General features: G+C 69.4%; 23 protein-coding genes. 12 read left to right on the forward strand and 11 right to left on the reverse strand.

The annotated features are described in order from the left end of the window. The first annotated feature begins 39 nt into the window (after positions 1-39). The 8 genes from N0B31_RS05035 (at position 40) to corA (ending at position 7,083) form a co-directional block, all read left to right on the forward strand. On the forward strand, positions 40-774 hold the full coding sequence (locus N0B31_RS05035) for a proteasome assembly chaperone family protein (protein WP_260594750.1): 735 nt from the start codon (positions 40-42) through the stop codon (positions 772-774). Between the two features lie 259 nt (positions 775-1,033). Next, positions 1,034-2,062, forward strand: a complete 1,029-nt coding sequence (locus N0B31_RS05040) for a lysylphosphatidylglycerol synthase domain-containing protein (protein WP_260594751.1) — start codon at positions 1,034-1,036, stop codon at positions 2,060-2,062. A 91-nt stretch (positions 2,063-2,153) separates the two neighbouring features. Further along, a complete protein-coding gene (locus tag N0B31_RS05045; protein ID WP_260594752.1) occupies positions 2,154-3,014 on the forward strand; it encodes a response regulator in 861 nt (286 codons plus the stop codon). A gap of 108 nt (positions 3,015-3,122) precedes the next feature. Beyond that, positions 3,123-3,602, forward strand: a complete 480-nt coding sequence (locus tag N0B31_RS05050; protein WP_260594753.1) for a DUF7523 family protein — start codon at positions 3,123-3,125, stop codon at positions 3,600-3,602. Between the two features lie 71 nt (positions 3,603-3,673). Beyond that, a complete protein-coding gene (gene cysS, locus N0B31_RS05055; protein ID WP_260594755.1) occupies positions 3,674-5,155 on the forward strand; it encodes a cysteine--tRNA ligase in 1,482 nt (493 codons plus the stop codon). A gap of 79 nt (positions 5,156-5,234) precedes the next feature. Next, positions 5,235-5,882, forward strand: coding sequence for a DUF6517 family protein (locus N0B31_RS05060; protein WP_260594757.1), 648 nt, complete (start codon positions 5,235-5,237; stop codon positions 5,880-5,882). Between the two features lie 47 nt (positions 5,883-5,929). Beyond that, positions 5,930-6,118, forward strand: a complete 189-nt coding sequence (locus N0B31_RS05065; protein WP_260594758.1) for a hypothetical protein — start codon at positions 5,930-5,932, stop codon at positions 6,116-6,118. After that, the gene (gene corA / locus N0B31_RS05070) at positions 6,115-7,083 is read left to right on the forward strand and encodes a magnesium/cobalt transporter CorA (RefSeq protein ID WP_260594759.1); all 969 of its coding nucleotides are present in this window, start codon (positions 6,115-6,117) and stop codon (positions 7,081-7,083) included. Before N0B31_RS05065 ends, corA begins: the two co-directional genes overlap by 4 nt. Here the strand turns inward: corA and N0B31_RS05075 are convergent. The 6 genes from N0B31_RS05075 to N0B31_RS05100 all read right to left on the reverse strand — a co-directional run bounded on the left by N0B31_RS05075 (position 7,080) and on the right by N0B31_RS05100 (position 11,984). Then, positions 7,080-8,312: a tripartite tricarboxylate transporter permease gene (locus N0B31_RS05075; protein ID WP_260594760.1), complete on the reverse strand. Its 1,233-nt coding sequence runs from the start codon at positions 8,310-8,312 to the stop codon at positions 7,080-7,082. The genes corA and N0B31_RS05075 overlap by 4 nt on opposite strands. Positions 8,313-8,428: 116 nt before the next feature. Next, a complete protein-coding gene (rpl12p, locus tag N0B31_RS05080; protein ID WP_260594761.1) occupies positions 8,429-8,773 on the reverse strand; it encodes a 50S ribosomal protein P1 in 345 nt (114 codons plus the stop codon). A 6-nt stretch (positions 8,774-8,779) separates the two neighbouring features. Next, positions 8,780-9,850 (reverse strand): 50S ribosomal protein L10, encoded by a 1,071-nt coding sequence (locus tag N0B31_RS05085; protein WP_260594762.1) that lies wholly within the window; start codon positions 9,848-9,850, stop codon positions 8,780-8,782. Then, positions 9,847-10,485: a 50S ribosomal protein L1 gene (locus tag N0B31_RS05090; RefSeq protein ID WP_260594763.1), complete on the reverse strand. Its 639-nt coding sequence runs from the start codon at positions 10,483-10,485 to the stop codon at positions 9,847-9,849. Before N0B31_RS05090 ends, N0B31_RS05085 begins: the two co-directional genes overlap by 4 nt. A gap of 143 nt (positions 10,486-10,628) precedes the next feature. Continuing rightward, positions 10,629-11,300 (reverse strand): TMEM165/GDT1 family protein, encoded by a 672-nt coding sequence (locus tag N0B31_RS05095; RefSeq protein ID WP_260594764.1) that lies wholly within the window; start codon positions 11,298-11,300, stop codon positions 10,629-10,631. A gap of 195 nt (positions 11,301-11,495) precedes the next feature. Further along, positions 11,496-11,984: a 50S ribosomal protein L11 gene (locus N0B31_RS05100; protein WP_260594765.1), complete on the reverse strand. Its 489-nt coding sequence runs from the start codon at positions 11,982-11,984 to the stop codon at positions 11,496-11,498. Positions 11,985-12,213: 229 nt separating this feature from the next. On the opposite strand from N0B31_RS05100, the gene N0B31_RS05105 reads away from it, so the two are divergent. Then, on the forward strand, positions 12,214-12,849 hold the full coding sequence (locus N0B31_RS05105) for an METTL5 family protein (RefSeq protein ID WP_260594766.1): 636 nt from the start codon (positions 12,214-12,216) through the stop codon (positions 12,847-12,849). 6 nt (positions 12,850-12,855) lie between these two features. On the opposite strand, the gene N0B31_RS05110 is transcribed toward N0B31_RS05105, so the two are convergent. Then, positions 12,856-14,529: a rhomboid family intramembrane serine protease gene (locus tag N0B31_RS05110; RefSeq protein WP_260594768.1), complete on the reverse strand. Its 1,674-nt coding sequence runs from the start codon at positions 14,527-14,529 to the stop codon at positions 12,856-12,858. Positions 14,530-14,585: 56 nt separating this feature from the next. Further along, positions 14,586-15,596 carry a quinone oxidoreductase family protein gene (locus N0B31_RS05115; RefSeq protein WP_260594769.1) on the reverse strand — a complete coding sequence of 337 codons (1,011 nt, stop codon included), beginning with the start codon at positions 15,594-15,596 and terminating at the stop codon, positions 14,586-14,588. A gap of 75 nt (positions 15,597-15,671) precedes the next feature. On the opposite strand from N0B31_RS05115, the gene N0B31_RS05120 reads away from it, so the two are divergent. Next, complete coding sequence (locus N0B31_RS05120; RefSeq protein WP_260594770.1) at positions 15,672-15,938, forward strand: hypothetical protein; 267 nt, start codon at positions 15,672-15,674, stop codon at positions 15,936-15,938. A gap of 17 nt (positions 15,939-15,955) precedes the next feature. Here the strand turns inward: N0B31_RS05120 and N0B31_RS05125 are convergent, their stop codons facing one another. Beyond that, entirely contained in the window at positions 15,956-17,038 is a 1,083-nt protein-coding gene (locus tag N0B31_RS05125) for a phosphotransferase family protein (RefSeq protein WP_260594771.1), read from the reverse strand. Between the two features lie 136 nt (positions 17,039-17,174). On the opposite strand from N0B31_RS05125, the gene N0B31_RS05130 reads away from it, so the two are divergent. Further along, on the forward strand, positions 17,175-18,389 hold the full coding sequence (locus N0B31_RS05130; protein ID WP_260594772.1) for an acyl-CoA dehydrogenase family protein: 1,215 nt from the start codon (positions 17,175-17,177) through the stop codon (positions 18,387-18,389). Between the two features lie 118 nt (positions 18,390-18,507). Here the strand turns inward: N0B31_RS05130 and N0B31_RS05135 are convergent, their stop codons facing one another. Both N0B31_RS05135 and N0B31_RS05140 read right to left on the reverse strand, forming a co-directional pair. Continuing rightward, complete coding sequence (locus tag N0B31_RS05135; protein WP_260594773.1) at positions 18,508-18,930, reverse strand: CoA-binding protein; 423 nt, start codon at positions 18,928-18,930, stop codon at positions 18,508-18,510. Positions 18,931-18,987: 57 nt separating this feature from the next. Continuing rightward, entirely contained in the window at positions 18,988-19,380 is a 393-nt protein-coding gene (locus N0B31_RS05140) for a hypothetical protein (protein ID WP_260594774.1), read from the reverse strand. A 77-nt stretch (positions 19,381-19,457) separates the two neighbouring features. On the opposite strand from N0B31_RS05140, the gene N0B31_RS05145 reads away from it, so the two are divergent. Then, on the forward strand, positions 19,458-20,309 hold the full coding sequence (locus N0B31_RS05145; protein WP_260594775.1) for an MBL fold metallo-hydrolase: 852 nt from the start codon (positions 19,458-19,460) through the stop codon (positions 20,307-20,309). The last annotated feature ends 99 nt before the right edge of the window (positions 20,310-20,408 follow it).

The following is a 20,408-nucleotide window of genomic DNA, read 5'->3' on the forward strand; positions in this document are numbered from 1 at the left end:
CCCCTGCCCTTCATTACTCGCGCCCGTCTCTGCCGGGGTATGGCGCACGTCAATACGGTCCGCGAATTCGACCTCGACAGCCCCTGGCTCGTGGAGGGGCTGCCGGGCGCGGGGCTGGTCGGCAAGATCGCCTGCGACCACCTCGTCGAACAGTTCGAGATGGAGTACGTCGCCGGTATCCACTGCTCCGGGCTCCCGAAGGTGGCGGTCTACCGCGGCGAGGACTCGACGGTCCGGCCCCCGGTCCGCATCTACGCCGACGAGACCCGCGACCTGCTGGTCCTCCAGAGCGACATCCCCGTCTCGCCGTCCTCTGCCGGCGACTTCTCCGGGTGCATCACGAACTTCGTCCTCGAACACGACGCGACCCCCATCTACATCTCGGGGCTGGACGAGGAGCGCACCGGCGTTCCGGAGGTGTACGGCGTGGGCGTCGGCAGGGGGACGGACCTCGTCGCCGAGGCGGGCATCGTCCCGCCGCGTGAGGGCGGCCTCGTCTCGGGGCCCACCGGCGCTCTACTGGCCACCGCCGAGGAACGCGACGTCGACGCGGTGGGTCTCGTCGCCCAGACGGACGCGAAGTTCCCCGACCCCGAGGCCTCCCGAGCGGTCCTGCGCGGTGGCGTCGCCCCGCTCACCGGCGTCGAGGTGGAGACGGACTCGCTCGTCGAGCACGCCGAGGAGATACGGAAGGCCCGCGAGCAACTGGCCGAACGGTTGCAGAACGCGGACGACGAGAGCAGTCGGGCGCAGCCGATACGTGGCTTCCAGTGAACGTGCTCGCGGGCGGGGTCGCGTCTTCGGCACGAACCGCTCCCGCGAGCACGTCCGCAGCGGTCGGAGACTTCTGAACAGCTGGTAGAGCGACGCGCTACCGAACGTTCACGAGATGGGCGCTGCTCCACGCTCCGCGCTTCGAATCCGGGGAGTAGCCCCACCGCGCCCCGACCGGTCCACGGTTCTGGAGCCCGTGGGCGTTCGTCGCTCACCGCAGGCCAGAGTCCTCATATGAGCTCGACTCCCACCCCGAGGTGTGCGACGACTCGTCCGGTTCCTCGCGGGGGTGGCGCTCGGTGCGCTCGGCCTCGCCGTCTACCTCTACACCGTCGGCGTCGGCGCCGTCCTCGACCGGGCGGCCGCGGTGACGGCCACGGCGCTCGTGCTCGTCGTCCTCCTCGTCGTCCTCGAGGGCGTCGCCGACGGTATCGGCGTCTGGGCCTCGGTCCGGCCACTGAACGGTGGCCTGTCGGTGCCGCAGTCCGTCCAGTTCGCACTCGCCGGCGACTTCTTCGACATCCTGAGCCCCGCAGGTCCGGTGAGTTCCGAACCCATCATGGCCCAGTTCGTCGGCGCGACCACCGAGACGAGTTACTCGGAGGCGCTCGGCGTGCGGAGCGTCGCGAAGTACGTCAAGTCCGGCGCACAGCTGGTGCTCTCCGCGCTCCTCGGCCTCGCCGTCCTCACTGGGCGTGCGGACACCCGGTCGCTGCTCTACGTGCTCGGGGGGGCGCTACTGACCGTCGTCGCCGTGGGAATCGGTCTCGTCCTGTTCCGGACGGCACTCTCGAAGGGAGTGGTACGCGCAGCCACGCCCGTGGTCTCGCGGGTGTCGGCGCTCTACCGGGACGAGCCACACGACCGAGCAGCGGTCCAGGACGCCGTCGACCGATTCCGTGCACGGGTCGGTGAGTTCCGAACCAGACCGGGACTCCTCGCGCTCGTCGCGCTCGGTGGCCTCCTCGAACAACTGCTGACGGCGACGGCGCTCTGGGTCGCACTGGACGGCACCGGCCAGACCGCCGCGCTGCTCCCCATCGTCGTGCTGGTCCCGCTCCCGCAGGCCGCGAGCGTGGTCCCAATCCCGGCGAGTCTCGGAGCCTACGACCTCCTCCTGAGCGGCGCACTCGCCGTCGTGGCCGGCGTCGCCGTCGTCCCCGCGACGGCGGCCGTCCTCCTCGTCCGCACCGCGTCGATCCCCTTCGGCGTGGGGGTCGGCGGCGTCTGTGCGGCGTTCATGCGCGGGTGGCGTCCCGGGACCGGCCCGACGGTGGATGCGGACTGAACCGGCGGGAATCCTGCCGGTCGGACCGGTACTCTCTCCACCGGATACACGCCGCAACCGTTATTCACTCCAGTGACCACGGACTGTTAGCATGGCAGAACCCCCCGTCCACGTCCTCCACGTCGACGACGACGGGACGTTCGGACGGTTGGTGGCCGCATCACTCGAACGCGAGGCCGGCCAGTTCGACGTGGTGACGGTGAACGGTTCCGACAAGGCGCTAGCGCGGCTGGACGCGGGCGACGTCGACTGCGTCGTGTCCGACTACGATATGCCGGGGACGGACGGTCTCGAACTCCTCGAGGTGGTCCGAGCGCGGTACGGCCAGATGCCGTTCGTCCTGTTCACGGGGAAGGGAAGCGAGGAGATCGCGAGCGCCGCCATCTCCGCTGGCGTCGACGAGTACATCCAGAAGTCGGCCGGAACGGAGCAGTTCGCGCTGCTCGCGAACCGCGTGCTGACCGTCGTCGAGCGCGACCGGGCGAGACGCGAACGCGAACGCCTGCAGAGTGACCTTCGTAACGAGCGTGAACACTTCCAGATGGCGCTCAGGGACTCTCCAGTCGTCGCCTTCCGGCAGGACGCGGCCCTCCGGTACACGTGGCTCGGCAACCCCCATCCCGACTTCGGTGGGGAGTCCATCCTCGGGATGTCCGACGAGGACCTGCTCGAACCGGCGGCCGCCGAGGCCGTCACCGCGCCAAAGCGAGCGGCCCTCGAGTCCGGACAGCGAGTCAGACGACGCGTGTCCTACCGCCTGCCGAGCGGACCGGTGGTGTACGACCTGACGGTCGACCCTGTCCACGACGACGATGGGGCCATCGTGGGCATCGCGTGCGTGGCGGTGGAACTGGATACCAGCGATGCCACCGAGGCGGACCGCGGACGCGAGGCCTCGACTGTCGAGCGGAGTGGCGACCAGCCGGACCCCCGGTCCGAGTCACACGGGTGAATGCCCACCTGCACGCCCGTCCGGCACCCGTCGGCCGGCAGCCGGGCAGTCGCACCCCTCGGGGCCGGTTCCCGTCCGTTTATCAGGACCCGACGCGGGGAGTCACCAATGACTGTCGCCGCCGACACCCGCCGTGCCGTCCGGGCGAACCCGTTCGTCCGTGACGCGCTCAGAGCCGGCATCTGCAACTACACCGCCGCGGCGCGCTTCCTCGGCGTCGGCGAGGAGGAGGCCGTCGCCGCCGCACTCCGTCGCTACGCCGAGGACCTCGCCGACTACGAACCACCGACACCGGCGGGCCGGGTCCGGGTGAACATGCAGTCTGGACTCGGCCCCACCGACGACCCCGACGCTGCCCTCGTCCGCGTCGCCGACACGATGCTGGCGCCGGGCGGGGGCGACCTGACCGGCATCACCGCGACCGGCGACGGGGTCGACCCGGTGACGCTCGCCCACGTCGTCGCTCGCCTCGACGCCGAGGGAGTCGCCGTGGGCGCTGCGGGGGCGACCGACGGGGTCCTCGTGGTCGCGGTGAACCGACGGGACGGACCGGACGCACTGCGCGACGTCGAGGACGCGGTGCAGTAGGCAGCCGTGCCGGCGTCTCCATCTCGCACGGTTCCGAACAGTTGAAACACCGACCCGCACAAGCCTCCGGTATGTCGCTGCGCGTGACGAACACCCGGACGGGCGAGCGTGAACCCTTCGAACCGCAGGACCCCGACGAGGTACTCCTCTACTACTGCGGCCTGACGGTCTCGGACCACGCCCACCTCGGCCACGCGCGGTCGTGGGTCCACGTCGACGTGATGCACCGGTGGCTCGAACACTCTGGCTACACGGTCCGACACGTCGAGAACGTCACAGACGTGAACGAGAAGATCGTCGCCCGCATCGGCGAGGTGGGTGACACGGAGCGCGAGGTGGCCGCCCACTACCTCGCCTCGGTCGTCGAGGACATGCGCGGGCTGAACCTGAAGCGCGCCGAGGTCTACCCCCGCGTCACCGAGCACGTCCCCGAGATAATCGACCTCGTCGAGACGCTCGTGGAGAAGGGGTACGCCTACGAGTCGAACGGGTCGGTGTACTTCGACGTGACCTCGTTCGACCGGTACGGTGAACTGTCGAACCAGTCCGTCGAGGAGCTGGAGGCGCAGGGGGAGGCCGACGAGCGCGCGGAGAAGCGCCACCCGCAGGACTTCGCCCTCTGGAAGGCCGACGGCGTCTCGAGGACGGCCGTCGAGGAACACCGGAAGTCGGACGCGCCCGACCTCGACGACGAGGCGTACCCGACCGGCGAGACCTGGGACTCACCGTGGGGCGAGGGCCGGCCGGGGTGGCACGTCGAGTGCTCGGCGATGAGCATGACGCACCTCGACTCGACCATCGACATCCACGTCGGCGGGCAGGACCTCGTGTTCCCCCACCACGAGAACGAGGTGGCCCAGAGCGAGGCGGCCACCGGCGAGACGTTCGCCCGCTACTGGCTCCACACCGCGCTGCTGGAGACCGAGGGCGAGAAGATGTCCTCCTCGCTGGGCAACTTCTTCACCGTCTCCAACGCGCTGCGGGAACTCGGGGTGAACGTCCTCCGGTCGTTCTTCCTCGCGGGGGGCTACAACACCCGCCAGACCTACTCGGAGACGACCATCTCGGAGGCCGAGGAGCGCTGGGAGCGCCTCGAGCGTGGATACGACCGCGCCGTCGCGGCGCTCGACTCCGTCGACGCCCACACCAAGGTGACCGACGACGACCTCCGGACAGCCGTGGAGACCACCCGCGAGGCGTTCGCGGCTGCGATGGACGACGACTTCAACACGCGTGGCGCCCTGACCGCGCTCCTCGAACTCGGCGCCGCGGTGAACCGCCACGTCGACGCGAACGACACGTACGACTACCGCGGCCTGAAAGCCGCCGTCGACGCCTACGAGGAACTCGGCGAGGGCGTCCTCGGGTTCTCGTTCGCGGGCGAGGCCGAGGGCGAGGTGCTGGTCGGCGACCTCGTCGAACTCGTCCTCTCGCTACGCGAGGACGCACGCGAGGCCGGCGAGTACGAGCGTGCCGACGCGCTCCGCGACGACCTCGAGGCCCTCGGTATCGAGGTGCAGGACACGGACGACGGGCCGACGTTCCGGCTCTGAGCCGGGTATCTCCGGCGATTTATTTCCTGTCCTCGGCCAGAGGACTTTTCGGGTGAGCGGGGAAACCTCGAACCGACACATGAGACGGCAGCTAGCGGTCGCCCTCCTGATCGTGCTGGTGGTATCGAGCGGCTGCATCGGGTTCCTCACGGGCCAGAGTGCGCTCACGTTCGCTGCCGACGACGTGAGCGTCTCCGAGCAGGCGCGCAGCGACACCGGCTACGAGCAGGCCAGAGACGACACGCAGGTCATCAACCGGACGTTCCGCGCGGGTGGGCAGACGCGCAACGTCACCGTGACGAACCACGTCGCCGAGTACCAGCGGTCGGTGAGCCTCCTCGGGAACTCCCAGCCGCTCGCCCGGATGACGGTCATCTCCTCGCCAGCGGTGGCGGTGGCCGGCCAGACGTTCAACCCCCTCGGCGAGCTCTCGAACCGCGAACTCGCCCAGCGCCTCCAGCAGCAGTACGAGACCGTCCAGAACGTCCAGTTCGAGGGCGACCGTACCCGGACGGTGCTCGGTGAGAATGTCACCGTCTCGAGGTTCTCGGCCGAGGCGACCACCGTGGCCGGCCAGAACGTCGACGTCTACGTCCACGTCACGAAGACGAAGGACGGTGACGACTTCGTCGTCGGCGTCGCCGTCTATCCGCAGGGTCTCGACGGCGAACAGCAGACCGTGGACACGCTGTTCGCTGGCATCGAGCACGAGACGGGCGAGTCGTAGCGGTACCCCCGCGGAACCGTTTTGTCCCCGCCGGTCGGCCGGCCCGTATGAACGGGCCGCTGGTCGTAGGACTCTCGTTGACCGTCCTGAGTAGCGCCGGCTACGCCGTCGGCGTCCTCGCACCGTACCCCGGCCGGGCGTTCAGCCTGACCGGGCTGATGGTGGGCCTCGCCCTGCTCTCCGTGGGTGGTGGGCGTGAACTGATGGCCCGAGATTCGGGGCGGCTGTCGCGATGATACGGGCCACCGTCTACAGCGCCGCAGGCGGCGTGGAGACGTACGACGACCTCCTCGGGGCCCGCGAGGCCGACGGGACGACGTGGGTGCGCGTGACCGACGCCGACCGGGACGAACTGGACCGCGCCGCGGAGGCGTTCGACATCCACCCCCTCGTCGTCGAGGACGTTGTCAACGACGTGCGGCCCAAGACCGAACCGTTCGGCGGGTACACGTTCTGTCTCGTGAAGGACGCCGAACTGCGACGTGGGGAGCAGACCTTCGACGAGGAGGTAGACGCGAACCCGGTCGGGGTCTGCATCGGGCGGGACTGGGTGGTCACGCTCGCCACCGAACGCGTCGTGGCCGTCGACCGGATCTGGGACGCCGTCGAGCGCGGTGACGAACGGCTCCTCCAGCGCGGCCCCGACTTCACCGCCTACCGCGTCCTCGACGTCGTCGTCGACGAGTACTTCGACGTCCTCGACGGCGTGGAGACGAACATCGAGCGCATCGAGGACGCGGTGCTGGAGTCGACCGGCATCGAGACGCTGGAGGCCATCAACACGGTCCGCCGCGACCTGCTGGCATTCCGGAAGCTCGCGTGGCCGACCCGCGAGGCCCTCTCGGTGCTCGCTCGAGGTGACGTCGACCAGGTCGCCGCCGAGACGGAGAAGTACTACCGCGACGTGTACGAGGACCTCGTCCAGGTGGTCGACCTCGTCGAGACGTACCGGGACCTCGCCCGTGGGGCACGGGACATCTACCTCAACACCGTCTCGCAGTCCACCAACGAGGTGATGAAGGTACTCACGGTCATCGCCACGCTGTTCCTGCCGCTCACGTTCGTCGCGGGCGTCTACGGGATGAACTTCGAGCGGATGCCCGAGCTCGGCTGGCAGAACGGGTACTACGCCGTGATGCTGGGGATGGCGCTGCTGGCGGTCGTGATGCTCGCGTACTTCCGACGGCAGCGCTACCTCTAGCCGAGCGCGAGCGGCACGAGGAGCACCCCCATCAGGTGCGCGCGCCTGACGCCGAGGCGGATCGGGACGAGACCGACGAGCGTCGCCACGACGAACAGGACGAGGCCCACCCCGCCAGCGAACGCTCCCGACAGCACCGCGAGCAGTCCGAGCACGGCGAGCGAGAGCCACCGCGGGTCCACCCGGCCCACCCGGTCGAGATAGCGGTCCCCCACCGAGAGGACGAGGAGGAAGCCGGCGACGGAGGCGAGCGCCACGCTGCCGAGGAGCAGGGGGAGGTCGAGCGGCGCCCCCGTCGCCTCGAACGCGACCAGCACGCCGGTCCGGGGGGAGCCGAGCGCCACGAGGGCGAACAGGGCGAACACGCTGTTGCTGGTGTTGACGCCGCTCGTGGTGACGAGGAAGCCCCGAGCGCCGTAGCGGCCGGGGGTGGCCGAGAGCGCCGCCGTCGCGGCGATGGCGGAGGAGACGCCGGGGAGGTAGCCGACGATAGCGCCAGCGAGCGACCCGGTGGCACCGAGTCCCGCGAGCGTCCGGCGCTCCAGCTCGATGCTGGTGCCTCCCTGTCGCGGCACGCCCGTGCCCCGCATCGCGTCGAGGAGGACGGGTGCGCCGAACAGTCCCGCGAACAGCGGCGCGAGGACGCTCCCCGGCAGTGGGGCGTCGGGCGAGAGCGGGAGCGCGACCTGCCCGAGTGCACCGCTGAGTGCCACCGCGACGACCCCGCCGAGCGCCCCCCGCACACCGCCCTCCGTCACGAGGAGGAAGCCGACGACGGCAGCCAGCACCAGCGGGAGGTTCGCCCGGACCGTCGGCCACGACGCGACCATCACCTCGGTGACGGGGACGGCGAGTGGGACGGCGAGGAGCACGGCGCTGGCACTCCCGAACGCCGAGAGCCTGAGCGCCTCCCGCCCCCGCCCTTCGAGGACGAGTCGGTGGCCGGGGAGCGCGCTCGCCGCCATCGCGGGGTCCGGCACACCCAGCGCCAGCGTCGGGACCACGTCGAGGAACGTGTGGGTCACGCCGGCGGCGACGATGGCGGCCCCGACGAGTCGTGGGGGACCAGGGAGTGCGGGTGCGACCGCCGCCAGCAACAACGCGACGTTGTTCGCGTGTAGACCGGGCACCAGCCCGGAACAGGTGCCGAGGGCGACACCGGCGAGGACGAACGCGAGCGTCGCGAGCGTCCCTTCCGGCGCGAGCGCGAGACGGATGGGGGGCCACACTGGGCCGAGATGGTCCCGTCCCGGTACATGAAGCTACGGTGCCGGCGCCGCCGCTGGCGGGCGAGCGTCGAAAGAACGTGTGGTCGTGGATCGCGTCGGGAACGAGTTCGGCCGCGTCAGCCGAAGAGGTTGCCGAGGCCCTCGCCACCGGCGTCGTCGTCCTCTTCCTCGTCTTCCTCCTCGGCCTCCGCTTCGGCCTCGTCGCCACCTTCGTCGGCGGACTCGTCGGCGGACTCGTCGTCTCCACCGGCGGAACCGCCCGCGGCCCCACCAGCGGCGGGGACGGCGGCGGCCGTCTCGAGGGCCTCCTCGATGTCGACGTCCTCGAGGGCAGCCACGAGGGCCTTGACGCGGGACTGCTCGACGTCGACGCCAGCGGCGTCGAGGACGGCAGTGATGTTGTCTTCGTTCAGTTCGTCACCGGACTCGTGCAGCAGCAGTGCAGCGTAAACGTATTCCATTGTAGTTCACCCGAACATGGCGCCGAGAGCGTCACCGTCACCGTCTTCGTCGTCGTCCTCGTCGTCGTCGGACGCGTCGGCGTCGGCCTCCTCGGCAGGTTGGTCGTCAGTCTCTTCTTCCGTTTCGGTCGCCTCAGTCTCCGATTCCTCGGAGTCGGGCTCCGTCGCCGGGGCCACGTCGCCGCGGAGTTCCTCGGGCAGGGCCTCCTCGTCGTCGATGTGGGCCGCGAGCGAGCGGAGCTGGGCGTCCGCCTTCGACAGCAGGTCGTCCACGAAGTCGGGGGACTCGATGGCCGCGTAGACGCCGAGGCTCTTGGCCTCGCCGGACGCCTTCGCGAGCATCGACCCGACCGTACGAGCGGTCGGGTACCCGGCGTTGATCGAGAGGTTCCGGCCGGCCGACGCCGCGCTCTGGATGTCAGCGCGGTACTGGTCGATGTCCAGTTCGAGTTCCTCGGGTTCGAACAGGACACCGTCGGCGTAGACGCCGCGCAGGTCCAGCCCGACCTCCTTGGGCTCGATACCGAGCTCGTTGAGGACGTTCGCCAGCTGCTGCGACACCTCCTCGCCGGCCGAGAGGACCGTGGAGTCCTCCATGACCTTGATGGAGCCGCCGTCGATGCGGGCGTTCGCACCGACCTGCTGGAGTTCGCCCACGAACGGACCGGGGTCGACCCCGGTGTCACCCTCGGGGATGACGATGTCGTTGGGCGCCACCTCGCCGGCGTTGATGGGCGCGGGCGTCTTCGACGCCTCCAGTTGCTTGAACAGGCCGAACGGGTTCTCGTCGGTACCGACCAGACCGACCTGCCCGGTGACGTACTCCGTCAGCTGTTCGAGACCGTCGTCGACCTCCTCGAGGGCACGGACCAGCAGCGTGTTGCGCGAGACGCGCAGTTCGGCGCTGCCGTAGAGGTCCGCGCGCATCGACTGGAGCTGGCGCGACGGGATCCCCGCGATGTTGACGACGCCGACGGACTCGTAGGACTCGAGCGTCGCCACGAGGTCGTCGACCTCCTCCTGTTTCCACTGCGGGATGGTCTCGGTCTTGCGTTCCTCGGCGGACTCCGCGCTCATGTGGGCACCTCCACGGACGGCCCCATCGTCGTCTTGACGTAGATGCCGTCGATGTTGAGCGGCCCCTTCTCGAGGTTCGCCTCCAGCCGACGGACGATGACGCCGATGTTCGAGGCGATGTCCTCGGCCGTCATGTCCTCCGCACCCACGCGGGTGTGGAACGTCCGCCGGTCACGGGAGCGGAGCTGGACCGTGTTCTTCATCCGGTCGACGGTCTCGACGACGTCGTCGTCCGGCTGCAGGGGGGTCGGCATCTTCCCTCGGGGACCGAGCACGGTACCCAGGTAGCGACCGATGTCCTGCATCATGTTCGCCTCGGCGACGAAGAAATCCGTCTCGTCTGCGAGGTCCTTCGCGGCGTCGGTGTCGTCACCGAGCTCCTCCAGTTCGTCCGGAGAGAGCACGTCGTCGGCGACGTCCTCGGCGCGCAGGGCGGTCTCGCCCGTGGCGAACACGACGATACGTGTTTCTTGACCCGTCCCGCTCGGGAGGACGATAGACTCGTCCACACGATTGTTGGGGTCGTTGAGGTCTAAGTCGCGCAGGTTGATCGCGAGGTCCACCGTCTCACGGAAGTTCCGCTGGGGTGCATCCTCGAGTGCGCGAGTGACTGCTTCTTCTATCGAATCTGCCATCTTTCACCTCCGTAGTCGTAGCCGTCAGGCTACTACGGTGTGAAACAGGCTACGCCTGTCTCGTCAGGAACGATGGGCATTGGAGGTTTAAAGCCGTCGAAGCGTGCTGCCCCGCGTGAGTCCGTGACGCGCGGTCTCGCCGCTCAGACGGGGGTCACGCTCACGCCGAACCAGTAGCCAGCCGCCACGTCCGCCGCGAACAGGAGGAACAGCACGGCAGCCCCGTAGAGGACGTACCGCCGCTGGTCGGGACTCAGCCGGTGTGCCCCGCGGTTGAACGCGAACGCGGTCAGCAGGCTCACGGGGATGATGGCGAGCATCTCGCCCAGCCAGATGGCGGGGTGTGCGCCGTACTGGACAGCGAGTCCGATGGTGACCACCTGCGTCTTGTCGCCGAACTCCCCGAACGCGCTCGCCGAGAAGGCGGGCACGAACCCCTCGAACCGGTCGGGGAGGCGAGCGTCGAGCCGCGCGACGAGTCCCGCACTCGAGCTCGCGGTGCCGCCGTCGCTGAGCAGTTGCTCGCTCTCGCCGTCGAGCGTCCGGGCCGAGTTCGCCAGGAGGACGGCGAACACGACGAACAGCACACCGGTGATGGCGTCGAGGTAGACGGCCGGGAGTGCCCCCTTCACCGCCTCGCCGAACGCCACCTCCAGCGCCGTCCAGCCGCCGAACGCCACCCCGGCACCGGCGACGACCGTCCCGGGCCGGTACTTCGTCGAGAGCCCTGCGATGATCATCTGGACCTTCTCGCCCGGCAACACGAGCAACTGGAGCGTCGCGGCCGCCACCAGTATCTCGAGGAACGACGCCATCAGCGATCACCGCCTGAGCGCGTTGTAGGTCCGGTCACACGCACGGATTAGTCTCGTCTAAACCGAGGTGACTCTCCCAGAAAAGCCTGTGGAACCCGGCACAGTGCAGGTGCTACCGGTGCAGTCGGGCGGAGGAGGGACGAGGACGGTCCGTGCTGAGCGTCGAGACGAAGCCGTTCGTCGGTCGCGCCGTCGCTACGCTTCCGGCGCTTCCGCAAAGACCTCGTCGTACTCACCAGCGTCGATCTTCTCCTTGAATTCGCGTGGGTTCTCGCCCTCGATGGTGACACCGAGCGACGTGCAGGTCCCGACGACCTCCTTCGCGGCCCCCTTCAGGTCGTAGGCCAGCAGGTCGGGGAGCTTCTGCTCGGCGATCTTCTTGATCTGCTCGACGCTCGCGTCGGCGACGAAGTCCTCCTGCGGGACGCCGCTGCCCGTCTCGAAACCGAGTTCGTCCTTGACGAGTGCCGCGGTCGGCGGGACACCCACGTCGATGGTGAACGACCCGTCGTCCTCGTACTCGACCGTGACGGGCACCTCGGTGCCGTCGAACGCGGCGGTCTGCTCGTTGATCTCGCTCACGACTGCCTGCACGTCTACCGGCGTCGGACCCAGCTCGGGACCCAGCGGCGGCCCCGGGTTGGCCTGCCCGCCGGGGACGAGCACTTCGATAGTTCCAGCCATGCAGGAGGAAACCGGCGGGACAGTTTTAAGGATTGTTTATTCGGACGGCTCCCAGTCCCGTGAGGTGGTGACACGTCATGCCCACTCGACCACGCCCCGGCGGCACGTAGATTACTCAGAGATATGCGCAAACCTATTAGTATGCTCGGCGAGTATGCGCGGCTACGATGAGCACCACCGACACAGCCGGGGGTGAGACTCGATGTCGACGGACCGGCGAGGGCCTGCCGTGACCGAGACGCGCCGCCGCCTCGCGCAGGAACTCGGCGTCGTGGTCGGCTTCGAGGAGCCACGTGCCGGGCTCGAACAGTACCACACGCCCGCGGAGCTCGCGGCCCACATCGTCCACGTCGCCGACCTGCAGGGGGACGTGGAGGGGCGGACCGTCGTCGACCTCGGGAGCGGGACGGGGATGCTCTCGCTCGGTGCTGCCCTCCGCGGCCCGGACCTGGTGGTGGGCGTCGAACTCGACCCCGCCGCCCTCGCGACGGCCCGAGAGAACGAACGCCGGGTCGGGACCCGGACCGACGTGGAGTGGGTCCGCGCCGACGCCACGGACCCGCCGCTGCGACGACGCGAGAGGACGACGGTCCTGATGAACCCCCCGTTCGGCGCCCAGCGCGGGAACGAACACGCCGACCGGGCGTTCCTCGCGACGGCGGCGCGACTCGCGGACGTCTCGTACTCCGTCCACAACGCCGGGAGCCGCGAGTTCGTGGAGGCGTTCGCGGCCGACGAGGGCGGCGAGGTTACCCACGCCTTCCGGGCCGAGTTGGAGCTACCCCACCAGTTCGAGTTCCACAGCGAGGCCGAACGCGTCCTCGACGCCGAGGTGTTCCGCATCGAGTGGAGCCACGACGCCTGAGCCGGCTCAGCGGTAGGTCTCGCGGTTCGCCACCCGGACCCGGGTCCCGCCGTCGATCACGAACAGTCGCCCGGCGTCGTTCTCGACGAGGATGCCACCGACGTTCACCGCGGTGGCGTTGGCCGGGATGGGGGCCGTCCCGAGCGTCTCGTTACCCCGCGTGACGGCCACGCCGAAGCCACCGTTCGCCGGGAACAGCGTGACGTTCCGCCCGCCGATGGTCGGTTCGGCGCGGACGGGGGCCGACTGGTACGCCGTCACGTACTCGCCACCGACGGGCTTGAGACGGACGCGGTAGGCGCTCGCGTTGCCCACCGCCGACCACCCGGTCCGGTTCGCCCTGACCGTCTCGCGCCACCCGACACCGCCGAGTCTCACGTAGCGATCGCCGCCGAACGCCAGTGACCGCTTGCCGAACGCCGTCCACCAGATGTTGCGCTGTTCGCTGACCACGATGACGCCGCTCGTCCGCACGTCCGTGTCGAGTCCCGGCACGTCGATACCGCCGACGAGTCGGTCCTGGACGTTCTCGGCGTAGTAGACCTCGTAGTCGCGCACCTCGACGGCGGGCCGGTCGGCGAGGCCGTCGCCGGTCCCGAGCGCGAGGAGGTTGTACGGCACCGCGACCACCGAGAGCGCCACCAGCACGGCGAGCGTCAGCCCCAGGGCCGCCTCGTGGCTCTGGAGGTCGATGCGCGCGACGAGCGTGCGAGGTCGGGCCGTCGCCGCCGCCGTCACCAGCCCCGCCATCACCAACAGCAGGGCGAGCCCACCGGCCCGGTAGAGTTCGAACCGGCCGTTGCCGAGGAAGCCGTAGACGGCCCACAGCCCGCGGTCGACGCCGAAGGCGACGGTGGCGACGAACAGCGAGAGCGGGTCCGGGAACGCCTCGCGCCGACGGACGAGCGCGACGCCGAGGACCACCCCGATGAACAGGCCGAGCGCGTGGCCCTGGATAGCCACCTCCGCCCACCACGGCGAGGAGAACGAGGGGCCGGTGGCCGACTGGATTGTCGGCCGGTTGAACGCGCGGTAGGCGAGGTCGACCGCCCCGCCGCCGAGGACGACCACGAGCGTCAGGACGGGGAGCTGGACGAGCGCGAACCCCGCGTACGCGAAGACGACACCCGAGAACCCGACGACCGGCCCGAGCGAGAAGAGGCCGGCGAGTATCCCGACGACGACGGTCGCGCCGACGAACGCACCGATACGAGCACCGGGGTGGGTGCCGAGCGACGAGAAGGCGGCCGACCCGCGCTCGCGGGGGAAGTGCCCCCAGGCGTACTCAGCCACCGTCCCGAAGACGAGCGTCCCCAGCAGGTTCCCCGTGAGGTGCGTGGCCCCACCGTGGGCGAACCCCGCGGTCAGGACCCCCAGCGGGTAGTAGTACGACCACGCGCGGAACGGGATGACGACCGGCGAGCGCCAGTGGTCCACCCCACCCTGGACGAACAGGTAGAACGACAGCACGCCGACCACTACGAGGAGCGTCCCCCACGGGACGCCGAGGACGAACCGGCGTCGCAGCGTCAGCCCCCACTTCCCCCGGGGGTCGGCCAGTCGGCGCACGACCACGAACGCGACGACCAGCGAGGCCAGCAGTCCCAGTTGCCACCACGGGAGCGAGGCGACCACCCCCCACCACGGGGCCGAGACGAGCGGGAACGACGGCAGGTGCACGTTCGGGGCCTAGGCGGGGTTGGATTTAGCGTTGTGCCCCACGAGGCCGACCGTCCTCACGGCGTGACGACGAGTTTCCCCACCACGTCGCGGTCGACCATGTCGCGGAACGCGGCGCCCGTCTCCGCCAGTGGGTAGGTCCGATCGACGACCGGCGAGAGGTCGCCGTCGGCGACGAACCCGACGAGTCGCTCCAGCTCGGGCTGGGTCCCCATCGTCGACCCGTGGACCGACTGGTGGCCGAGGAAGAACGGCGCGGCCTGGATGGTCAGGTCCGGGCCGGCCGTCCGACCACACACGACCTGCACGCCGCCACGACCCATCGCCGCCATCGCCACCTGCCCGTACTCTCCGGCGAGGTGGTTGAGCGTCGCGTCCGGGCGACCGACGTCCTTCACCGCCGCCAGCATCTCGTTGGGGTCGGCCGTCTCGACGAGGTGGTCACAGCCCAGCTCCTCGATCGCCGCGAGCTTCTCCGCCGAGGTCGAGGTCCCGATGGAGCGTGCACCGACGAGGTCGAGCAACTGCACGCAGGCGACGCCGACGCCGCCGGTCGCACCGGGCACGAACACGAGGTCACCCGCGGTCACGCCGGCCCGTCGCATCATGTGCCACGCGGTGAGGTAGGCCGTCGGGAGCGCCGCCGCCTCGACGAACCCGACCGCGTCGGGGAGGGGGATCAGCCGGTCGCCGTCGACGAGTGCCCGCTCCGCCAGCCCGCCGTGGTAGAGCGAGAACGCAGCACACCGGTTCTCCGGCCCCTCGCGACAGAACTCGCAGGTCCCGCAGGTCTCGTTCGGACAGAGCAGGACGCGGTCGCCCTCGCTCACCGCGGTGTCCGGTCCCGCCTCGCGGACGGTGCCGGCCACGTCCAGCCCCGAGACGAACGGCAGCGCGTCGCCGCTCACCATCGCGGAGTCGCCCTGCAGTATCCAGAGGTCGTGACGGTTGATGGAGCACGCCGCGACGTCGACGACGGCCTCCCCCTCGCCCGGCGTGGGATTCGGTCGGTCGAGCAGTTCCACGCCGTCCGGTCCGGTCAGTTCCGCGAACGCGGCTACCTGCATGGCTGCGGAGTCGCCCGGTGCGGCGATAACCGTTGGGGACACCGGGGTTTTGCGGCCCCCACCCCTACCCGGCGCGTGGTCAACGCCTACACGCTCCTGACGGCACTGGCGACGCTCGTCGTGGGGTACATGGGGGTCCGCCAGCTACGCGACCCGGAGTGGGCAGCGCAACAGAGCGCCTCGTTCAGCGCCGACCGCCGGGGGGAGGCGGTCGACCCGGACGAGGTTGCGCCGAAGGACGACGCCGTCGCTCGGGCACGGACGGGCGCGAAGGTGATGCTCGGTGTCGCGGCGTTCTTCGGGTTGTTGACGCTGCTGCAGGTGATCGGGACGGTGGGGTGAGGACCGGAACCCGCCGCTCAGAGCGGTTCCTCGCCCTCGATGATGCGCATCGCGCGCTCGGCCAGCGCCGGCACGCCGTCTTCCATCTTCGGGTACATCGGGTCGTCCGAGTTCCCCTCGAGGTACCGCCGGAAGAACATCTCGCCGAGGCCGGCCAGTTTGTAGACGGCGAGTGTCCGGTAGAACCGGTCGTTCTCGAACTCGAAGCCCGTCAGGTCCTCGTACCGGGCGACCAGTTCCGTCCGGGTCGGGTAGTCCTCGTGGGTCATGAACGTCCGCATCAGCGTGTCGGTCCCCGTCGGCGGCACGGGGTCCTTCTCGTCCCACCAGTACGAGAGCATCCAGCCGAGGTCGGTGAACGGGTCGCCGAGCGTCGACATCTCCCAGTCGAAGATGGCGACGATCTCGGGCTCGTCCGCGGGGCCGAACATCACGTTGTCGAGCTTGTAGTCGCCGTGGACGAGCGTCGCCGGCGGGTCCTCCGGGACGTTGTCCTGGAGCCACTCCATCACCTCGTACAGTTCGGGCACCTCGCGCTCCTCGTTCGTGACCGAGAAGGCCCACATCAACTGCTCGGACCAGCGCCGCACCTGCCGCTCGGTGAACCCCGGCGGGTAGCCGAAGTCACCGACCTCGAGGCCGACCGCCTCGTAGTCGACGGCGTGGATCTCCGCGAGCGTGTCGACCAGTTCCTCCCCTATCTTCTTGCGCGCGTGTGCGTTCTGGAACCGGTCCGGCTCACCACGCCTGAGCACGTCACCGTCGACGCGCTCCATCACGTAGAAGTCCGACCCCATCACGTCCTGATCGTCGCTGGCGAGGACGGTGGGTGGGACCCGCACCTCCGTGTCCTGCAGCGCGTCCATGACGCGGAACTCGCGCAACACGTCGTGGGCGGTGTCGGCCGTCTCGCCCGGCGGGGGCCGACGGACGACGAGTTCCTTCTCGCCCCAGGTGACGAACAGCGTCTCGTTCGAGTGTCCCTCGGCGTGACGGCGGACCTCGTACTCCTCGGCTGGGCCGAGCTCGGCCTCCAGGTACTCCCGGAGTCTGTCGACGTTCACGAGCCGTCGGAAGTACTCCTCGCTGGTGTCGGTCATCGGGCCGACACCCCGTGGCTAGCTAACATTGTAAGCAGGGATACCCCCGCCCCCCACGAATAGTTGGGGGTACGTGTCACACCGAGGACTAGTCTACGGACGCAGTCTTTACAATGGTACGAACTGAGCCGTTGGTATGGAGTATCACGACTCCCCCGAGGCACGGGAACTGGCCGAGAGGGCGCGCGCGTTCATGGACGAGGTCGTCATCCCCACCGAGCGGGACCTGCTGGCCGGTGGGCCGTTCACGGAGGACCTCGTGGACGAACTGCGCGCTGAGGCACGCGAACGGGACGTCTACTGTCCGCAGATCGACGAGGAACACGGCGGCATGGGCCACGAGTTCGCCGACGTGCTCCCGCTGTTCGAGGAGGCCGGCCGTTCGCTGCTGGGCGCGACGGCGATGCGCGTCGACGCCCCCGACGAGGGGAACATGCACACCATCGAACTGGTCGGCACCGAGGCCCAGAAGGAGGAGTACCTCGAACCGCTCGTCGCGGGCGAGATCCGCTCTGGCTTCTCGATGACCGAACCCCGCGATGGCGCCGGCTCGGACCCGAAGATGATGAGGACCACCGCCACGAAGGACGGCGACGAGTGGGTCATCGACGGCCACAAGTGGTGGACCACGCAGGGTGACGAGGCCGACTTCTTCATCGTCATGGCCCGCACCGACGTGGACGCGCACCCGTACGAGGGGACCTCACTGTTCCTGGTCGACGCTGACGCCGACGGTGTCGAGATTGTCGAACCCACGCCGCACCTCGGACAGTCGATGATCCCCGAGAGCCACGCCGAGATCCGTTACGACGGCGTCCGCGTCTCGGAGGACGCGCTCCTCGGCACCGAGAACATGGGCTTCGTCCACGCCCAGCAGCGACTCGGGCCGGCCCGACTGACCCACTGCATGCGCTTCACGGGGATGGCCACGCGCGCGCTCACCATCGCCAAGACCTACATGGACGACCGCGAGGCGTTCGACTCGACGCTCGCGGAGAAGCAGGCCCAGCGCTACGCCATCGCGGACATGGAGACCCGCCTCCACGCGGTCCGGACGATGGTCCGCCACGCCGCCCGCCAGATATCCGCGGGCGAGGAGGCTCGCATCCCCGTCTCCATGTCGAAGGTGTTCGCCGCGAACACCACGCAGGAGGCCGTGGACCTCTCCATCCAGTGCTGTGGTGGTCCCGGGATGTCCCGGAAGCTCCCGCTCGCGGACTTCTACGACGCGGTCCGCGCGTTCCGCATCGTCGACGGAGCCGACGAGGTCCACAAGCGTGTCATCGCGCGTGACGCGTTCGACGAAGCGAACGTTCGGCCCGAGGAACTGGCGAACCTGCCCACCTTCTAGCGACCATCTTCTACCCCTCGGGGTCGCTCGGGCAACGACGTGGGTGAAGAAGGCGCTGCTCACGCCTGCGGCGCTCACAGCGGGTGGGTGTGCTGGCGATGCAGCATCGCCACCGTTCTCAGTCCATCGGGCTCCGGACCAGCATCCCGTGTTCGACCTTCATGCAGCGGTCTTGGACGAACTCGAGGCCGGCGGCTTTGGCCCTTCGTGCGCCTTCGTCGTTCCTGATGCCCTGCTGGAGCCAGATGACCCGAACGTCGTCACGAGCGAGCGCTTGCTCGACTATCGCCGGTACCTCCTCGGCCGGGCGGAACACCTGCACCACGTCGACCGGCCCGGGCACGTCGGCGAGTGAGTCGTACGTGCGCTCCCCGAGTATCTCGTCGGCGTTCGGGTTCACCGGCGTCAGTTCGTAGCCGTGGCGCTGGAGGTACGCAGGCACGATGTGTGCGGCCTTGTCGTAGTCCGTCGACGCCCCGACGACGGCGATCCGGTCGTAGTCGAGTATCCGGCGGAGCCCTTCGGGGTCCACGATCGGCATGGGTGGCGTACGTAACACCGACGTTTCAGCCTACCGTCGCCCAGTTCGATATCGCACTCACTCGTGTATCCGTTCGCCCGCGAGCGCCGCGACGGGGTTCTCACGTCCCGCGAGCACACACGCGAGCAGCCCGAGGTAGGCGACGAGCCCCCACCAGCAGGCCGCCACGGTCCACGGACCGTACCGTCTCGCGAGTGCAGAGCCGCCCACGAGGAGGCCGAGGAGACTGCCGAACTGCACCTCGCGGCGCTCCCACACGTCCCGTGTCCGCTCGGGATACCGGAGCATCGCGGCCTCGAGCGCGACGGCACCCACCACACCGACGAGGGCCACACCGGGGGAGCGGAGCGTCGCTGTCTCGCCGCGTCGACGCAGGAACCCACCGAGTCCGGCGAGCGCGACGAGCGCGAGCACTCCGTCGCGGAGTAGCCCACGGGTTCGCGCGTCCATACCCCTGCTCTGCACGCCCGAACCGAGAACCCTCCGGAGACGGAACACTCAATCCCCGCCCGCGTGGACGCCCGCACATGGAGACGATACACTCGGACTGGGGCGACTGGCTCCCGCGCGAGGTGGCCGACGCCGAACCCGACGGCCTCGACGTCTGGTACCTCGGGTGCAACGGCTTCTTCCTGAAGGCCAGCGACGGGACCACCTTGCTGATAGACCCCTACCTCGGGACGGGCGACCCGCCGCGCACCGTCCGGATGGTTCCGGTGCCGTTCCACCCCGGGGACGTCGAGGGCGTCGACGCGATACTGGCGACCCACGAACACACGGACCACGTCCACGGTCCCTCGCAGGCACCCGTCCTCGAGGGCACGGATGCCAACTTCTTCGCCCCCGACGACTCCGTCGAGAAGGCCCGCGAGGACGAGCGCTGGACCGACGAGTGGGACGTGGAGGATGACCAGCTCCACGTCGTCGCCGAGGGCGACCGCATCGACGTGGGCTCGCTCAGTGTCCACGTCGAACCGGCCCACGACCCCGACGCGAGCCACCCCGTGTCGTACGTCGTCGAACACGAGTCGGGGACGTTCTTCCACGGCGGTGACGCGCGCCCGAGCGAGGCGTTCGCCGACATCGGCGAGCGGTACGACATCGACCTCGGGGTTCTCGCGTTCGGCTCCAGCGGGATGATACCGGACAAGGAGACGCGTGAGCCCACGTTCACGCAGTGGTACTCGGACCCGAACATGGTCGCCGAGGCGGCGAACCAGCTCGCGCTAGACCGGCTGCTGCCGAGCCACTGGGACATCTGGAAGGGGCTGACCGCCGACCCGCGGTCGGTCCGCGACCACTGTCGGTCGTTCGCTCACCCGCGGACGGTGGTGGTGGCCGAGATCGGCGACCGTGTCTCGGTCGGCACCCCACGCTGAGGTGCGGTCGAGCCACCACGGGCACCCCCCACGGCGTGCAGGGGTGGGTCTCAGACGTGTGTCCGCCGCATACATTTATTTGCGAAAGGAATGATTGGC

The sequence above is a fragment of the Salinirubellus salinus genome, assembly GCF_025231485.1.
Lineage (GTDB): Archaea > Halobacteriota > Halobacteria > Halobacteriales > Haloarculaceae > Salinirubellus > Salinirubellus salinus.

Excerpts from the sequence above, each read along its gene's own strand:
- N0B31_RS05035 (WP_260594750.1), top strand. The coding sequence starts at position 40 with ATGGCGCACGTCAATACGGTCCGCGAATTCGACCTCGACAGCCCCTGG.
- N0B31_RS05045 (WP_260594752.1), top strand. The coding sequence starts at position 2,154 with ATGGCAGAACCCCCCGTCCACGTCCTCCACGTCGACGACGACGGGACG.
- N0B31_RS05050 (WP_260594753.1), top strand. The coding sequence starts at position 3,123 with ATGACTGTCGCCGCCGACACCCGCCGTGCCGTCCGGGCGAACCCGTTC.
- cysS (WP_260594755.1), top strand. The coding sequence starts at position 3,674 with ATGTCGCTGCGCGTGACGAACACCCGGACGGGCGAGCGTGAACCCTTC.
- N0B31_RS05060 (WP_260594757.1), top strand. The coding sequence starts at position 5,235 with ATGAGACGGCAGCTAGCGGTCGCCCTCCTGATCGTGCTGGTGGTATCG.
- N0B31_RS05065 (WP_260594758.1), top strand. The coding sequence starts at position 5,930 with ATGAACGGGCCGCTGGTCGTAGGACTCTCGTTGACCGTCCTGAGTAGC.
- corA (WP_260594759.1), top strand. The coding sequence starts at position 6,115 with ATGATACGGGCCACCGTCTACAGCGCCGCAGGCGGCGTGGAGACGTAC.
- rpl12p (WP_260594761.1), bottom strand. The coding sequence starts at position 8,773 with ATGGAATACGTTTACGCTGCACTGCTGCTGCACGAGTCCGGTGACGAA.
- N0B31_RS05085 (WP_260594762.1), bottom strand. The coding sequence starts at position 9,850 with ATGAGCGCGGAGTCCGCCGAGGAACGCAAGACCGAGACCATCCCGCAG.
- N0B31_RS05090 (WP_260594763.1), bottom strand. The coding sequence starts at position 10,485 with ATGGCAGATTCGATAGAAGAAGCAGTCACTCGCGCACTCGAGGATGCA.
- N0B31_RS05095 (WP_260594764.1), bottom strand. The coding sequence starts at position 11,300 with ATGGCGTCGTTCCTCGAGATACTGGTGGCGGCCGCGACGCTCCAGTTG.
- N0B31_RS05100 (WP_260594765.1), bottom strand. The coding sequence starts at position 11,984 with ATGGCTGGAACTATCGAAGTGCTCGTCCCCGGCGGGCAGGCCAACCCG.
- N0B31_RS05115 (WP_260594769.1), bottom strand. The coding sequence starts at position 15,596 with ATGCAGGTAGCCGCGTTCGCGGAACTGACCGGACCGGACGGCGTGGAA.
- N0B31_RS05125 (WP_260594771.1), bottom strand. The coding sequence starts at position 17,038 with ATGACCGACACCAGCGAGGAGTACTTCCGACGGCTCGTGAACGTCGAC.
- N0B31_RS05130 (WP_260594772.1), top strand. The coding sequence starts at position 17,175 with ATGGAGTATCACGACTCCCCCGAGGCACGGGAACTGGCCGAGAGGGCG.
- N0B31_RS05135 (WP_260594773.1), bottom strand. The coding sequence starts at position 18,930 with ATGCCGATCGTGGACCCCGAAGGGCTCCGCCGGATACTCGACTACGAC.
- N0B31_RS05140 (WP_260594774.1), bottom strand. The coding sequence starts at position 19,380 with ATGGACGCGCGAACCCGTGGGCTACTCCGCGACGGAGTGCTCGCGCTC.
- N0B31_RS05145 (WP_260594775.1), top strand. The coding sequence starts at position 19,458 with ATGGAGACGATACACTCGGACTGGGGCGACTGGCTCCCGCGCGAGGTG.